This is a genomic window from Paenibacillus sp. FSL M7-0134, assembly GCF_038007865.1.
In the GTDB taxonomy this organism is placed as follows: domain Bacteria; phylum Bacillota; class Bacilli; order Paenibacillales; family Paenibacillaceae; genus Paenibacillus; species Paenibacillus polymyxa_B.
The window spans coordinates 1,225,959-1,242,010 of record NZ_JBBOXV010000001.1 but is presented as its reverse complement, the minus strand read 5'-3'; the positions used below and the strand labels follow the sequence as shown (position 1 = coordinate 1,242,010).

11 protein-coding genes, 1 tRNA gene and 3 rRNA genes are annotated in these 16,052 nt (G+C 46.6%); 2 read left to right on the top strand and 13 right to left on the bottom strand.

Annotation, left to right across the window (positions count from 1 at the left end):
- Positions 1–257: 257 nt before the first annotated feature.
- Both tadA and NSQ58_RS05385 read left to right on the top strand, forming a co-directional pair.
- Positions 258–758 carry a tRNA adenosine(34) deaminase TadA gene (gene tadA, locus NSQ58_RS05390; RefSeq protein ID WP_028542604.1) on the top strand — a complete coding sequence of 167 codons (501 nt, stop codon included), beginning with the start codon at positions 258–260 and terminating at the stop codon, positions 756–758.
- 60 nt (positions 759–818) lie between these two features.
- Positions 819–1,385 (top strand): GNAT family N-acetyltransferase, encoded by a 567-nt coding sequence (locus NSQ58_RS05385; RefSeq protein ID WP_076161096.1) that lies wholly within the window; start codon positions 819–821, stop codon positions 1,383–1,385.
- Between the two features lie 115 nt (positions 1,386–1,500).
- Here NSQ58_RS05385 and NSQ58_RS05380 read toward each other — a convergent pair whose 3' ends face one another.
- From NSQ58_RS05380 to NSQ58_RS05320, 13 genes are all read right to left on the bottom strand, one after another.
- On the bottom strand, positions 1,501–2,577 hold the full coding sequence (locus NSQ58_RS05380; protein WP_076161093.1) for a hypothetical protein: 1,077 nt from the start codon (positions 2,575–2,577) through the stop codon (positions 1,501–1,503).
- A gap of 199 nt (positions 2,578–2,776) precedes the next feature.
- Positions 2,777–2,932 carry a small acid-soluble spore protein P gene (locus NSQ58_RS05375; RefSeq protein ID WP_025720032.1) on the bottom strand — a complete coding sequence of 52 codons (156 nt, stop codon included), beginning with the start codon at positions 2,930–2,932 and terminating at the stop codon, positions 2,777–2,779.
- Between the two features lie 72 nt (positions 2,933–3,004).
- Positions 3,005–3,175 (bottom strand): hypothetical protein, encoded by a 171-nt coding sequence (locus NSQ58_RS05370; protein WP_007428073.1) that lies wholly within the window; start codon positions 3,173–3,175, stop codon positions 3,005–3,007.
- Between the two features lie 28 nt (positions 3,176–3,203).
- The gene (locus NSQ58_RS05365; protein WP_013308177.1) at positions 3,204–3,545 is read right to left on the bottom strand and encodes a hypothetical protein; all 342 of its coding nucleotides are present in this window, start codon (positions 3,543–3,545) and stop codon (positions 3,204–3,206) included.
- 144 nt (positions 3,546–3,689) lie between these two features.
- Positions 3,690–3,778: transfer RNA gene (locus NSQ58_RS05360), tRNA-Ser, on the bottom strand.
- 88 nt (positions 3,779–3,866) lie between these two features.
- Positions 3,867–5,150, bottom strand: coding sequence for a serine--tRNA ligase (serS, locus tag NSQ58_RS05355; RefSeq protein WP_341056992.1), 1,284 nt, complete (start codon positions 5,148–5,150; stop codon positions 3,867–3,869).
- 36 nt (positions 5,151–5,186) lie between these two features.
- A complete protein-coding gene (pdxT, locus tag NSQ58_RS05350; protein WP_053324339.1) occupies positions 5,187–5,753 on the bottom strand; it encodes a pyridoxal 5'-phosphate synthase glutaminase subunit PdxT in 567 nt (188 codons plus the stop codon).
- 16 nt (positions 5,754–5,769) lie between these two features.
- Positions 5,770–6,651 (bottom strand): pyridoxal 5'-phosphate synthase lyase subunit PdxS, encoded by an 882-nt coding sequence (gene pdxS, locus NSQ58_RS05345; protein WP_025720037.1) that lies wholly within the window; start codon positions 6,649–6,651, stop codon positions 5,770–5,772.
- Positions 6,652–6,782: 131 nt separating this feature from the next.
- Complete coding sequence (locus NSQ58_RS05340; RefSeq protein ID WP_160789808.1) at positions 6,783–8,171, bottom strand: D-alanyl-D-alanine carboxypeptidase family protein; 1,389 nt, start codon at positions 8,169–8,171, stop codon at positions 6,783–6,785.
- Positions 8,172–8,499: 328 nt separating this feature from the next.
- On the bottom strand, positions 8,500–9,957 hold the full coding sequence (guaB, locus tag NSQ58_RS05335) for an IMP dehydrogenase (RefSeq protein ID WP_013308172.1): 1,458 nt from the start codon (positions 9,955–9,957) through the stop codon (positions 8,500–8,502).
- A 346-nt stretch (positions 9,958–10,303) separates the two neighbouring features.
- Positions 10,304–10,420: ribosomal RNA gene (gene rrf, locus NSQ58_RS05330) — 5S ribosomal RNA — on the bottom strand.
- Between the two features lie 151 nt (positions 10,421–10,571).
- Positions 10,572–13,496 (bottom strand): 23S ribosomal RNA (locus NSQ58_RS05325).
- Between the two features lie 404 nt (positions 13,497–13,900).
- Positions 13,901–15,456 (bottom strand): 16S ribosomal RNA (locus NSQ58_RS05320).
- The 16S, 23S and 5S rRNA genes sit together here, the layout of an rRNA operon.
- Positions 15,457–16,052 lie beyond the last annotated feature (596 nt).

Sequence of the window (16,052 nt, the reverse complement as noted above, 5' to 3'; positions counted from 1 at the left end):
CCTCTGATACCAGCATTTACATTTACCGGATATACATAAATACACACCTTGTGTACAGTATTGTCAATAGACGGGCGTTTGCCTACAATATAAGAAGATAATCATCCACAGGTAGTCCACAAATACACAGATTTTATTATAAACTGTGGATAAACCTGTGGACAAGTGCCGTGTTATCCACAATTTTATTCACATCATGTTAACAACGGAATATTTGTTCGTTGGATAATTCCGCGTTTGAAAGGAGCATTTTCCCAGTGACCACTATGGATCACGCCTATTGGATGAAAGAAGCCATTCAGGAAGCGTATAAGGCAGAAACGTTAGGTGAAGTCCCCATCGGAGCTGTCATCGTAAAAGATAATGAAATCATCGGCCGCGGTTACAATTTGCGCGAGACGGATGCTGACCCAACTGCACATGCAGAGATGGTTGCCATTCGTCAGGCCAGTGAGCATTTGGGTGCTTGGCGCCTGCTGGATTGCAGGCTGTATGTCACCCTGGAGCCGTGCCCGATGTGCGCCGGAGCCATTGTTCAATCACGAGTCCCTCATCTGATATACGGCACCACAGATCCCAAAGCAGGCTGTGCAGGCACGCTGATGAATTTATTACAGGAGCCTCGGTTCAATCATTGCACAGAGGTAACCAGTGGTGTACTTCAGGAGGAATGTGCCTCGTTGCTAACGAGCTTTTTTCGGCATCTCCGGCAAAAAAGAGCGGCCGCCAAATTGTCTCCTCCCCTATCTTCATCCTGAGGGGGAAAATTCCAAAACACTTCATCTCATTGCTAATTCCCCATGGAAGGAGATCACCTCATGCCTATGAGCTTGTATAATACGCCTCAAGGTATCTTTTTACGGCCATTTAGCTTAGCGGATAGCGAAGCCCTTCTCGCCCTTAGGCACCGAAATAGGGATTCCCATGCGCCTTATGAGCCGCTTTACGAGGATTCATTTTTCACATTAGAGAAACAGCAGGATTATATCCGTCAGAAATTGCATCAGGCCGAAGAGGATCGAGGTTACGTGTTCGGTATCTTTCTCTTAAAGGAAGAACGGCTCATCGGTTATATCTCTATTTCCAATCTAGTACGTGGAGTTGGACAATTCGCTGATATCGGCTACATGATGGATCATCATGAACAGGGTAAAGGGCATATGACCGCTGCCTTAAAGTTGATCATACAATATGCCTTTCGTGCCTTATCTCTACATCGTCTCCAAGCGGGTACCCTTTTGCATAATGATCCCTCACAACGTGTATTAAAAAAATGCGGCTTCCAGCCAGAAGGCATTGCTCGCAAGCTTATACAGATTCAGGGCGCATGGCAGGATCACCAGATGTTTGGACTTTTGGCTGAGGATGACGTGTGGCAGAGCTAAATGACTGCACAGGGACAACATTAACAGTAAACAAAAAACCGCCCGGCTTATGCCGAGCGGTTTTCTTACATCATATACGAAAAAAATGATGTTTTGCAATCATGTCATCCCATAATTAAGGAGCAACAGTTTGCATTTTTTGTTGCAGTTGTTCCATAGTCAGGACTTGATCACCTGTTGGAATACCCACTTTAAATGCTGCTTTAGCATTGATTTTGCTGTATTGCGTGTAGCCTGTTACGGACAATTTCACATTGTCTTTTGTAGCCGGATCATTCATCTCTACATTCGCATTCAGGTCTTGATACACAGGAATGTTATCCTTGTTCAAAGCTGTGTTAATGTCAAATTGTTTCACCGTCAAATAGTTTTTCAACTCGTCCAGCTTTTTGCTAACTTCGCTGGTGTTGGATTGCAGTTCTTTCTTCGCTTCAGCCAACTCTTCCTTCTTCACTTGAAGCATGCTAGCATATTCATCTTTAGACATCACATCAAGGACTTTAGGAAGCGCCTTAGTGATAAATGTATTGGTCGCTTGCTTCACATTGTCGTTCGTTATTTTAAACTGAACTACTTGTTTAGCTTCAACGCCTTGTGGCAATTTAGCGTCTTTAGGATCAATATCAAAGAAGTACGTAGCTTGATCATACTCGTTCATAATAGCAGCAATCACTTCATTCGCAAATTTCTGCGATTTTTCCTGATCCATGGCTGCAGGGTTAAATTCTTGTCCTGATTGTTTAGCCAGTTCTTGTGGATCAATGATCAGGAATTTACCTACAACATCCTGTGGAAGCGGGTAAAATGGAATATTAGGAATTTTAACGTACAGTTTATCTTTAGTCATTACCATTGGAATCGTGAAGCTGGTGGAAAGATCACCCTTCAAATGAATACCGAGCGTCATTTCAGATTGGAAAGGTTCTTTTTGGTATACACCATCCAACGTAATATCAGCATTTTTCAGCATGCTAGTTACCATTGCACTTTGCTCACTTGGAACAGAAGCGGATGTAATGGTCAGTTCCTTAATCGTGAATTGACTTTTGGATTCATAAGAGTTCAACTTCATTGCATTAGCTGTACCGGTCGTAACAGCTTCCTTCGGTTCTAACTTCTTGCTACAACCTACCAGGGCTACCGTCAAAAGCAACACCATAGTGAGTACCAAGACGGATAACTTTTTACTCATTGTGTAGATTCTCTCCTCTCGTATTTAACCCCTTTATTTATGCTAACAAAAAAAATACACACCTTCTATTTTAACTCATATTCTCAAACGGCGAAACACTTATTGGAAAATTTTCTTACAATAAGCACAAAGACACCCTGGCTCTCTAACCAGGGTGTCTTACACTATGCAATATATTTTAGGAGAAAGGTCTGCCTGCTTATGAGCCTTCTCTATTATGGTGATCCACGTGATTCCGCTGTTTCACCTTCTTGGAACCGGATAACGGCTCCTGCTGATGACTACGCTCACGCTTTTCGTTACTTCCACCAGAATCCTGTGCTTCGGGAACAGGAATGGCTTTAGGCTTGCTCATTTATGCATCCTCCATTCTCAGTCTATATTTTTGGTACATCAACGAATCCGTTTATTACCATTAAAAATAGGACTATAGATGGTGTAGATCTTCCGTTTTATCGTGATTTAGTGAATCCTGATGACGGCGATCATTACGATCCTGCTGCACTTGCTGTGCCTGATGACTATTAACTGGACGTTGCTCCAAATCATCAACAATGTTAGACAGGTTTTTATCCAGTCCGTTTTTGGCTTTTGTCATGTAGCCTTCCTCCTCATTCCTTCATGACCTACGAATGCGTCAACGACTGTAATGTTTGGGCACATTGGTGAATATGCCGAGTATAATCGGACACTAACTGCTGAATGATATCTGTTCGTTCATCCACAGACTGTCCGTCCCGCTCTACATCGACTAAGCTAACCTGTACTTCCCGGGAGTCTACATAAGTACATGCAAAATCAAAGGAGTACATTTGTCGGCCTTCAACCTCGATGTGGATTCGTATAGCCCGGTTATTGGCTTCATCTGCCTGTACCTGTGATTTGTCCCCTGAATTCAAAAGAATCGGCAGTTGTTCCTGCCAGGCCTCTACCAGCTTTTGCTGGTCTACTGTCATTTCTCGATTCATGCCAGCACCTCCACATCTGATAACGTGTGAAAAAAACGAGCTTTTTATACAACAAAAAAGCCATTCTCCACGATTCCTGATCATTAGCTTATAAAGGCCAATGTATCAGCTATCGTATTTGAATGACTTGGTTTATTTAAAATATGGCGGAGAGGATGGGATTCGAACCCATGTGAGCTTGCACTCTAACGGTTTTCAAGACCGCCCCGTTATGACCGCTTCGGTACCTCTCCAGGTGGTAAATGGATAAAGCTGCTTCCCTTTTAACATACTCAGGCGCAACAAAATTATTTTACCACAGGATTTCTAAGAATGCAACACTTACTGCTTAGGAGCAATAACCTCAACACCTCGCATGTATGAACGCAGGACTTCTGGGATCACGATGCTTCCGTCCTCTTGCTGATAGTTCTCCAAAATAGCAGCCACAGTCCGACCCACAGCCAATCCTGAACCGTTCAGCGTATGTACAAATTCAGGCTTCGCCTTCGAATCTGGACGGAAACGAATGTTTGCACGACGCGCTTGGAAGTCTTCTGTGTTTGAACAAGAAGAAATCTCGCGGTACATGCCACTCTCAGGCAACCATACTTCCAGATCGTACGTTTTGGCAGACGTAAAACCCATATCTCCAGTGCAAAGTGCCAGCACGCGATATGGAAGTCCGAGCAGCTGTAAAACACGCTCAGCGTTATTCGTCATTTTCTCCAATTCCTCATAGGAGGTATCCGGGTGAACCAGCTTAAGCATCTCTACCTTATTGAACTGATGCTGACGGATCAGGCCACGTGTATCACGTCCTGCTGATCCTGCCTCTGAGCGAAAGCAAGAGCTGTATGCCACATAATATTTCGGAAGCTGCTCCGCATTCATGATCTCTTCACGGTGGTAGTTGGTTACCGGAACTTCAGCCGTAGGAATGAGATAATACTCAGTATCACGCAGCTTAAACAAATCTTCTTCAAACTTCGGAAGTTGACCCGTTCCGTACAAGCTATCCCGATTTACAATGTATGGAGGAAGCATTTCTTCATAACCATGCTCACTGCTGTGCAGATCCATCATAAAGTTAATCAGCGCACGCTCTAATCTTGCTCCCAGTCCTTTGTAGAACGTAAAACGAGAACCTGTTACCTTGGCTGCTGCCTCAAAATCAAGAATATCTAGATCCTGAGCCAATTCCCAATGCGCTTTAGGTGTAAAAGAAAACTCGCGTGGCTCCGACCAGCGACGGATTTCTACATTATCCTCTTCCGATGCACCTACAGGTACTGTTCCATTAGGAATATTCGGAATAGACATCACCAGTTCGTCGATCTGTACTTCCAGTTCGCGTACTTGCTCATCTAATTCTTTAATACGATCGGAGACTTGACGCATTTCTGCAATCAGATCATCCGCATTTTCCTTATTCTTCTTCAACTTGGCTACTTCACCGGATACCACGTTCCGACGATTTTTGAGTCCTTCGCTTTCTTGTAGTAACTCACGACGGCTTACATCCAGATCTGTAAAACCATTAATCAGATCCAGAGATTTCCCCCTGTTCTGCAAAGCTTTCTCAACCCGACCAAGCTCATTACGTAAAATCTTTATATCTAACACAGGTAATCCCTCCTACACTACAAACCTGACTTTCCCCTATTCGCGGACCATATCCACAAAATACTGATGTAACCGGTAATCGTCTGTTAACTCCGGATGGAAGGATGAAGCCAGCAAATGACCCTGACGGGCTGCCACGATCTCGCCGTTATACTCAGACAGCACATCTACTCCCGTTCCAACAGACTGTATTAATGGCGCGCGTATAAATACAGCACGAACCGGTTCCTCAATCCCTTTAATGTTCAAGTCTGTTTCAAAGCTTTCTCTTTGGCGACCAAATGCATTACGCGATACTGTAATATCCATGAGTCCCAAATGTGCTTCTTCCTGTCCTTGAATCGTTTTAGCCAGTACAATCAATCCCGCGCAAGTACCGAATACAGGCTTGCCTTGATTGGAAAACTGACGTACAGCCTCTATAAAATTATACTTGCGCATTAGCTTACCGATAGTGGTACTTTCACCACCGGGAATGATAAGACCGGACAGCTCATCGAGCTGTTCGATCTTCTTCACCGCTATACCTTCCGCACCCGCACGTTCAACGCTTCGTATATGTTCAGCTACAGCGCCTTGCAGCGACAATACACCTATTTTCATGCCGGTCCCTTCTTTCTTACCAACCACGATCCTGCATGCGCTCATGCGGTGCCAGTTTGGAAATTTCAATGCCTTTCATAGGAGTTCCCAAATTCTTGGAGACTTCTGCGATTAGCTTGTAATCCGTATAATGAGTGGTCGCTTCCACGATTGCACGTGCAAACTTCTCAGGGCTATCCGATTTGAAAATACCAGAACCTACAAAGACGCCATCAGCGCCTAAATGCATCATTAACGCGGCATCGGCAGGTGTCGCTACACCACCCGCTGCAAAGTTGACCACAGGCAGCTTGCCAAGCTCATGCACTTCCAACAGCAGTTCATAAGCAACTCCGAGGTTTTTCGCTTCTGCATACAGCTCGTCCTTCGACAAGTTTTGCACCTTGCGAATTTGACCATTGATAAAACGCATATGCCGAACGGCCTCAACAATATTCCCAGTTCCCGGTTCGCCCTTCGTACGGATCATAGATGCACCCTCACCAATACGACGCAGCGCTTCTCCCAGATCCTTGGCTCCACAAACAAATGGAACGGTGAACTCCCGCTTATCAATATGGAAAACTTCATCCGCAGGTGTCAGCACTTCGCTCTCATCGAGATAGTCAACACCGAGAGATTCCAGTACCTTTGCCTCTACAAAGTGACCGATGCGAGCCTTAGCCATAACAGGAATAGAAACAACCTTCATAACTTCTTCCACAATCGTTGGATCAGCCATACGAGCAACCCCACCAGCTGCACGGATATCCGAAGGCACCCGTTCAAGAGCCATTACAGCTGTAGCTCCTGCTGCCTCTGCAATTTTAGCCTGCTCAGCGTTCATGACATCCATGATTACGCCGCCTTTTTGCATCTCTGCCATACCTCTTTTTACACGCGAAGTTCCCGTTTCCATATCGTTGCCTCCTGTAAGGGTTACGTTTAGATTCTAACTTAATATTTTACCGCACGAATGCCAAATACACAATCATTTCAAGCTGCAAAATAAGTAATGAAAAACAAGATAGGTCGCTTAGCTTTGCTTTTTTAGAAGAGGTTCTTAATTCCTTGGAACAGATCTCCGAAGAAATCACCGATTGCCCGGAAAAGCATTCGGAACCAGCCGCCCTCTTCTACTGCCGTCGTAGTAACCAGATCAACGGTTTTTGTCTGCCCTTTATCCACACCGTCTGTCTTGTACGTGTACGTAATTGTTCCGACTTTGGCCCCTTGCTTCAAAGGTGCCACCAGAGAGCTTGCTGGTGTAATGTTCGTTGTAAAGGTTACCTTAGGATTGCTCGCACCCTTAGGTACAATAAAGCTTACTGCATCCTTGGTGACGATCGGTACTTCTGTTTCCGTACCTTTGGTCACTGGCACATTCTCAACACCCTTAACCACCGTCTTTGGAGCAACAACCTGCTTCACTTCAAAGTTATCAAAACCATAGTTCAGTACTTTAGCTGTCTCTGTAAAACGGTGTGCATCTGAATCAGCTCCCATAACTACACTGATGAGACGCACTCCGTTGCGTTCAGCGGTTCCTGTAAAACAGTTGCCAGCATTAGCCGTATGGCCTGTTTTCATCCCGTCTAAACCTGGGTAAGCAAACTTTCTAAAGTTAGTAATATTTTTGTTTGCTTCTAGCATCCAGTTATAGTTAATAATCGGCGCCTTGTCGGTAGGACGGAATTTGTAAGATTGAATTGTGGTGAATCGCGTGTAATCCGGATGATCTTTAATGATGTAACCAGCCAGAGTAGCTGCATCTCTCGCTGTCATCACAGTTTCCCGGTCTGTATCCGGCTGGAAGCCCTTCGGCATATCACCACGGTCCAAACCAGTCGAGTTGATAAAGTACGTATTTTTCATGCCCATTTTCTGAGCTGTTTCATTCATTAGTTTTACAAAGTCCTGCTCGGTTCCGGATACGCGTTCAGCAAGGGCTACTGTGGCGTCATTAGCAGAACCTACCGCCATTGCAATATAAAGCTCTTCTACCGTATGTTGATCCCCTTGAGCCAAAAAAATACGTGATCCAATGCTCTTAGAAGCATTCTCGTTAACCGTAACCTTATCCGTCCACTTAAGTTTACCTTGCTTAACCTGTTCAGCCACGATGTATTCTGTCATCATTTTAGTCATACTTGCTGGTGGAAGTGGCTCATCCGGATTCATAGACAGCAACACTTGCCCGGTGGAAGGCTCGATCAAAATGGCAGAACGTAGTGCCAGACTAGGGGGGTTAATAGAACCTGTCCCCGTAATATTGGTTGCCTGTGTTGCCGCTCCAGCTGCAAAAGTAGCCACGCTAGAATCGAAATTGCCTACAACAGGCAATGCCGACATATACATCATATTAAGCACCATGACTGCAGTCACACTCTTTTTAATCATGCTGCGTTTTGTATTTTGCTTTAAATTGTTCGCTTTCAAATGAATACAAACTCCTCTCGTACCTCAACCCGATCCGCTATGTATAACGAGACGGTGGTTACAGCCTCTACTTGGCCAATGTAGTTAATGTTTTAACGTTATAAAATCCAGTTTTATTTCGTTTTCTTAGTTGTATCCTGTCATGAGCATTTCCTGCTCGAATCTTCTTCACTGGTAGGAATCGTCCAAAAGACCTACGTGCCCTAATTCATCACTAATTTCGTCATAAAGGCGGACACTTGTCTATTCTATCACAGGGGTATCTCTAAAAAAAGACAGGCAGAGCGAAATACGCTCTGCCTGTCGTCAAGTCTACTACAGCCGAACTTTATAGAGAGTAGTTTGGTGCTTCTTTCGTAATTTGCACATCATGCGGATGACTCTCACGCAGACCAGCACCTGTAATACGGATAAAGCTTGTATCGTTACGAAGCTCCTCAATATTAGCTGTACCGCAATAACCCATACCAGAACGAAGACCGCCCAACAGCTGATGAACAGTGTCGGAAAGTGGTCCTTTATAAGCAACGCGTCCTTCTATGCCTTCCGGTACCAATTTCTTGTCGTCATCTTGGAAATAACGATCTTTACTACCTTGCTTCATCGCAGCCATAGATCCCATGCCACGATATACTTTGAAGCGGCGTCCTTGATAAATTTCAGATTCGCCTGGGCTTTCTTCCGTACCTGCAAAAAGACTTCCCAACATTACCGCAGAAGCTCCTGCCGCAATAGCCTTTGTAATTTCACCGGAGTATTTAATACCGCCGTCTGCAATAATCGGAATATTATATTCACGTGCTACTGTTGCACAATCATAAATTGCTGTTACTTGTGGAACACCAATCCCTGCGATTACGCGTGTTGTACAGATGGAGCCTGGACCAATACCGACTTTTACGACCGATGCTCCAGCTTCAATCAATTCGCGCGTTCCGTCACCAGTAGCTACATTACCTGCTACAATCGTCAGATCAGGATAAGCTTCACGCAGCTTGCGGACTGCTTCAATAATGTTAATATGATGCCCGTGAGCAGAGTCCACAACAATCATATCCACACCAGCTTTTACAAGTGCTTCAGTCCGATCAAATGTATCTTTGGAAATGCCGACAGCCGCACCGACCAGAAGACGGCCTTGTGCATCTTTCGCTGCGTTCGGAAATTGAATAGCTTTCTCAATATCTTTAATGGTGATAAGGCCTTTGAGATAATTTTCATCATCGACCAAAGGGAGCTTTTCAATTTTATGCTTTTGCAAAATGACTTCCGCTTCCTGTAAAGTCGTACCTACAGGTGCAGTTACCAGTTCTTCCTTCGTCATGACTTCACTGATTTTAAGGTTAAAATCGTGAATAAAGCGAAGATCGCGGTTAGTAATAATACCCACCAGTTTGTTTTCTTCGTTTACAACAGGTACACCAGAAATACGGTATTTACCCATAACTGCTTCAGCATCGGATACCAAATGATCCGGAGTCAATGAGAATGGATTGGTGATAACACCGCTCTCCGAACGTTTAACCCGATCCACCTCTACCGCTTGCTGTTCAATCGACATATTTTTATGAATAATACCGATACCGCCCTCACGAGCCATCGCGATTGCCAACACTGCCTCAGTAACAGTATCCATACCAGCACTCATCAAAGGAATATTCAGCTTTACGTTATCACTCAAACGAGTCGCCACGCTTACTTCTTTGGGCAGAACCACCGACTTGCGAGGTACCAGCAAAACATCGTCAAAGGTAAGGCCTTCCTTACCGAATTTATCTTCCCACACCAAGATGATCCTCCTTCAAATTGTTTAGTCTGTATTGGTCTTGTTGTCTGTCCGACATGGACAAATCAAGGCTCTCTGAAAATATATTATTGCAATCTTAGCAAAGCGGTATAGGGGTGTCAAGCCTTCATCAATAGCCCTAACCTTTAGTATTTCCCTGTACAAACAACTGTACTCCTACGAAGGACAACCTTTAAAAATAAGCGTTTCCAAAGGTAATAACTATTTACAAGAGCATATCTCCTCTTTGAATGCGCAGCATAGAAGCAATTATATAAGTGGTTTGTACCGCAATATACCAAAGAGGACCATAATCTCAATGAGATCATGGTCCTCTTTACTTGTTGCTTGGCGACGTCCTACTCTCCCAGGACCCTGCGGTCCAAGTACCATCGGCGCTGGAGGGCTTAACGGTCGTGTTCGGGATGGGTACGTGTGGAACCCCTCCGCTATCGCCACCAAACATGAATTTACATCGTAAATTCTTCCGTATGGTTATTCGGTTCATCACTTATCGTGTGAATGAATAGCCATGCGCTTATCATATGTCACTTGTACATACTTTCAAGGTTACACCCTGAAAACTGGATCCGAAACTCATTGCGTTTTATTCTTAGGATAAGCCCTCGACCGATTAGTATTGGTCAGCTCCATGCATTACTGCACTTCCACCCCCAACCTATCTACCTCGTCGTCTTCAAGGGGTCTTACATACTGGGAAATCTCATCTTGAGGGGGGCTTCACGCTTAGATGCTTTCAGCGCTTATCCCTTCCGTACATAGCTACCCAGCGGTGCTCCTGGCGGAACAACTGGTACACCAGCGGTACGTCCATCCCGGTCCTCTCGTACTAAGGACAGCTCCTCTCAAATTTCCTACGCCCACGACAGATAGGGACCGAACTGTCTCACGACGTTCTGAACCCAGCTCGCGTACCGCTTTAATGGGCGAACAGCCCAACCCTTGGGACCTACTTCAGCCCCAGGATGCGATGAGCCGACATCGAGGTGCCAAACCTCCCCGTCGATGTGGACTCTTGGGGGAGATAAGCCTGTTATCCCCAGGGTAGCTTTTATCCGTTGAGCGATGGCCCTTCCATGCGGTACCACCGGATCACTAAGCCCGACTTTCGTCCCTGCTCGACTTGTAGGTCTCGCAGTCAAGCTCCCTTCTGCCTTTGCACTCTTCGAATGATTTCCAACCATTCTGAGGGAACCTTGGGGCGCCTCCGTTACTCTTTAGGAGGCGACCGCCCCAGTCAAACTGCCCACCTGACACTGTCCTCGCACCGGATCACGGTACCAAGTTAGAACCTAGATACGATCAGGGTGGTATCCCAAGGATGCCTCCCTTCAAGCTGGCGCTCAAAGTTCTACGGCTCCCACCTATCCTGTACAGATCGTACCCAAATTCAATATCAAGCTGCAGTAAAGCTCCATGGGGTCTTTCCGTCTTGTCGCGGGTAACCTGCATCTTCACAGGTATTAAAATTTCACCGGATCTCTCGTTGAGACAGCGCCCAAGTCGTTACGCCATTCGTGCGGGTCAGAATTTACCTGACAAGGAATTTCGCTACCTTAGGACCGTTATAGTTACGGCCGCCGTTTACTGGGGCTTCGGTTCATAGCTTCGCCCGAAGGCTTACCACTCCCCTTAACCTTCCAGCACCGGGCAGGCGTCAGCCCGTATACTTCGCCTTGCGGCTTCGCACAGACCTGTGTTTTTGCTAAACAGTCGCTTGGGCCTTTTCACTGCGGCCCCCTCGGGCTATTCACCCTACCGAGGCACCCCTTCTCCCGAAGTTACGGGGTCATTTTGCCGAGTTCCTTAACGAGAGTTCTTCCGCGCGCCTTAGAATTCTCTTCTCGCCTACCTGTGTCGGTTTGCGGTACGGGCACCTTCTCCTGGCTAGAGGCTTTTCTTGGCAGTCTGAGATCATGACCTTCGCTACTATAATTTTCGCTCCCCATCACAGCCCAGCCTTAACGATGTGCGGATTTGCCTACACACCAGCCTCACTGCTTAGACGGACATCCATCAGTCCGCGTCACTACCCTACTGCGTCACCCCATTGCTCATAACGGATTACGGTGGTACAGGAATTTCGACCTGTTGTCCTTCGACTACGCCTATCGGCCTCGCCTTAGGTCCCGACTTACCCTGAGCGGACGAACCTTCCTCAGGAACCCTTAGGCTTTCGGCGGATCTGATTCTCACAGATCTTTTCGTTACTCATACCGGCATTCTCACTTGAATGCAGTCCAGCGCTCCTTACGGTACACCTTCAACCCGCATTCAACGCTCCCCTACCCCTGATGCAAGCATCAAGCCATAGCTTCGGTGGTGTGTTTAGCCCCGTTACATTTTCGGCGCAGAGTCACTCGACCAGTGAGCTATTACGCACTCTTTCAATGGTGGCTGCTTCTAAGCCAACATCCTGGTTGTCTGTGCAACTCCACATCCTTTCCCACTTAACACACACTTGGGGACCTTAGCTGATGGTCTGGGCTGTTTCCCTTTCGACAATGGATCTTAGCACTCACTGTCTGACTCCCGGAACTAAATCTATGGCATTCGGAGTTTGACTGAGCTTGGTAACCCTTGCGGGCCCCGCACCCAATCAGTGCTCTACCTCCACGATTCTATTTCCGAGGCTAGCCCTAAAGCTATTTCGGGGAGAACCAGCTATCTCCGGGTTCGATTGGAATTTCTCCGCTACCCCCACCTCATCCCCGCATTTTTCAACATGCGTGGGTTCGGGCCTCCAGTGCGTGTTACCGCACCTTCACCCTGGACAGGGGTAGATCACCCGGTTTCGGGTCTACGTCCACGTACTCATTCGCCCTATTCAGACTCGCTTTCGCTGCGGCTTCAGCTCTTCACCTTAACCTTGCACGGGAACGTAACTCGCCGGTTCATTCTACAAAAGGCACGCCATCACCCATAGATCGGGCTCTGACTTCTTGTAAGCACACGGTTTCAGGATCTATTTCACTCCCCTTCCGGGGTGCTTTTCACCTTTCCCTCACGGTACTGCTTCACTATCGGTCGCCAGGGAGTATTTAGCCTTGGCAGATGGTCCTGCCGGATTCATACGGGGTTTCACGTGCCCCGCACTACTCGGGATCCGTCTCGGAGAGAACAAGTTTTGAACTACAGGGCTTTTACCTTCTCTGGCGGGCCTTTCCAGACCTCTTCATCTAACCGGTTCCTTTGTAACTCCATGTGAGACGTCCCACAACCCCAAGGAGCAAGCTCCTTGGTTTGGGCTAATCCGCGTTCGCTCGCCGCTACTGACGGAATCACTATTGTTTTCTCTTCCTCAGGGTACTTAGATGTTTCAGTTCCCCTGGTCTGCCTCTATTCTGCCTATGTATTCAGCAGAAAGTGACTGTCGATGAAGACAGCCGGGTTTCCCCATTCGGACATCCCCGGATCAAAGCTTGCTTACAGCTCCCCGAGGCCTTATCGTTGTTCGCCACGTCCTTCGTCGGCTCCTGGCGCCTAGGCATCCTCCGTGTGCTCTTTGTAGCTTAACCTAGACTTTTCTTTCAAAGAAAGAAAATGTCGATGTTCGATAAAGAATGATTTTTGCCAAAGGCAAAAGATCTTTCCTTACCTGCTACCTTTATTTCACTTGTTTACACAAGATCAGCTTAAAGGAATATTCTAAAACGCAATTTCGTTTCGGTATCCAGTTTTCAAGGTGCAATTCGCCTCTTCGAAGCGAAATCCGATGAATATTTCGATTCCACACGGATGTGTGAATGAAACATTCGTCGAAGCTTGAGAGTTTGAGCTCTCAAAACTGAGCAACGAGTGAGTAAGTTAAGGATATTCATTTCATTCACACAAACGCGATGAACCGAATTGAATATCCAGTCGCAGGTACATTGTACCTACTTATTTGAATGTTTCCATTTCAGGAAACGATTCTCCATAGAAAGGAGGTGATCCAGCCGCACCTTCCGATACGGCTACCTTGTTACGACTTCACCCCAATCATCTACCCCACCTTCGGCGGCTGGCTCCCTTGCGGGTTACCCCACCGACTTCGGGTGTTGTAAACTCTCGTGGTGTGACGGGCGGTGTGTACAAGACCCGGGAACGTATTCACCGCGGCATGCTGATCCGCGATTACTAGCAATTCCGACTTCATGTAGGCGAGTTGCAGCCTACAATCCGAACTGAGACCGGCTTTTCTAGGATTGGCTCCACCTCGCGATTTCGCTTCCCGTTGTACCGGCCATTGTAGTACGTGTGTAGCCCAGGTCATAAGGGGCATGATGATTTGACGTCATCCCCACCTTCCTCCGGTTTGTCACCGGCAGTCTGCTTAGAGTGCCCAGCTTGACCTGCTGGCAACTAAGCATAAGGGTTGCGCTCGTTGCGGGACTTAACCCAACATCTCACGACACGAGCTGACGACAACCATGCACCACCTGTCTCCTCTGTCCCGAAGGAAAGGCCTATCTCTAGACCGGTCAGAGGGATGTCAAGACCTGGTAAGGTTCTTCGCGTTGCTTCGAATTAAACCACATACTCCACTGCTTGTGCGGGTCCCCGTCAATTCCTTTGAGTTTCAGTCTTGCGACCGTACTCCCCAGGCGGAATGCTTAATGTGTTAACTTCGGCACCAAGGGTATCGAAACCCCTAACACCTAGCATTCATCGTTTACGGCGTGGACTACCAGGGTATCTAATCCTGTTTGCTCCCCACGCTTTCGCGCCTCAGCGTCAGTTACAGCCCAGAGAGTCGCCTTCGCCACTGGTGTTCCTCCACATATCTACGCATTTCACCGCTACACGTGGAATTCCACTCTCCTCTTCTGCACTCAAGCTCCCCAGTTTCCAGTGCGACCCGAAGTTGAGCCTCGGGATTAAACACCAGACTTAAAGAGCCGCCTGCGCGCGCTTTACGCCCAATAATTCCGGACAACGCTTGCCCCCTACGTATTACCGCGGCTGCTGGCACGTAGTTAGCCGGGGCTTTCTTCTCAGGTACCGTCACTCTTGTAGCAGTTACTCTACAAGACGTTCTTCCCTGGCAACAGAGCTTTACGATCCGAAAACCTTCATCACTCACGCGGCGTTGCTCCGTCAGGCTTTCGCCCATTGCGGAAGATTCCCTACTGCTGCCTCCCGTAGGAGTCTGGGCCGTGTCTCAGTCCCAGTGTGGCCGATCACCCTCTCAGGTCGGCTACGCATCGTCGCCTTGGTAGGCCTTTACCCCACCAACTAGCTAATGCGCCGCAGGCCCATCCACAAGTGACAGATTGCTCCGTCTTTCCTCCTTCTCCCATGCAGGAAAAGGATGTATCGGGTATTAGCTACCGTTTCCGGTAGTTATCCCTGTCTTGTGGGCAGGTTGCCTACGTGTTACTCACCCGTCCGCCGCTAGGTTGTTTAGAAGCAAGCTTCTAAACACCCCCGCTCGACTTGCATGTATTAGGCACGCCGCCAGCGTTCGTCCTGAGCCAGGATCAAACTCTCCATTAAAGACCAACCGAAGTTGGTTTATAGAAAGAGCGATAAGCTCATTTTGAAACTGACGAGATAAAAATATCTCTTGTTTGATTTTGCGAACAAAATCATTTTACTCACTCGTTGTTCAGTTTTCAAAGATCAAACATTCTTTTTCGTTGATTCAGTTTATCGCTTCATCAACTCTTATATCATATCATCTCCGAACCAACTTTGCAAGCACTTTTTCAAATCTTTTTTGTAACACTCGCTCGCAATATTGTATTTCTTGGCCGGAATTAGAGTATACCACTCCGCATATTTAAATGCAACCGTTTTTTAATAAATTGTTTTTACTATCTTTATTGTTGTAATGACATCCTGTGTACTCTGTACTTTTGCTAAATGGACTTAGTTATCTGCATCCAAGAACGACGTGAGATCCATTCAATGATCTCGAATACGCGTGTTGCTCATTACAACTCAAGTGCATATTCTGCTTTTTCTTTAATATTGATGATTTGACAAAGAAAGGATGGGTAAAAAAGATAAGGAGCTAGCAACAAACCATGCGATAGCAGCTTTGTTTCACGCAACTTTAGGTAATGATTAATTATAACTGTATAGAGGAG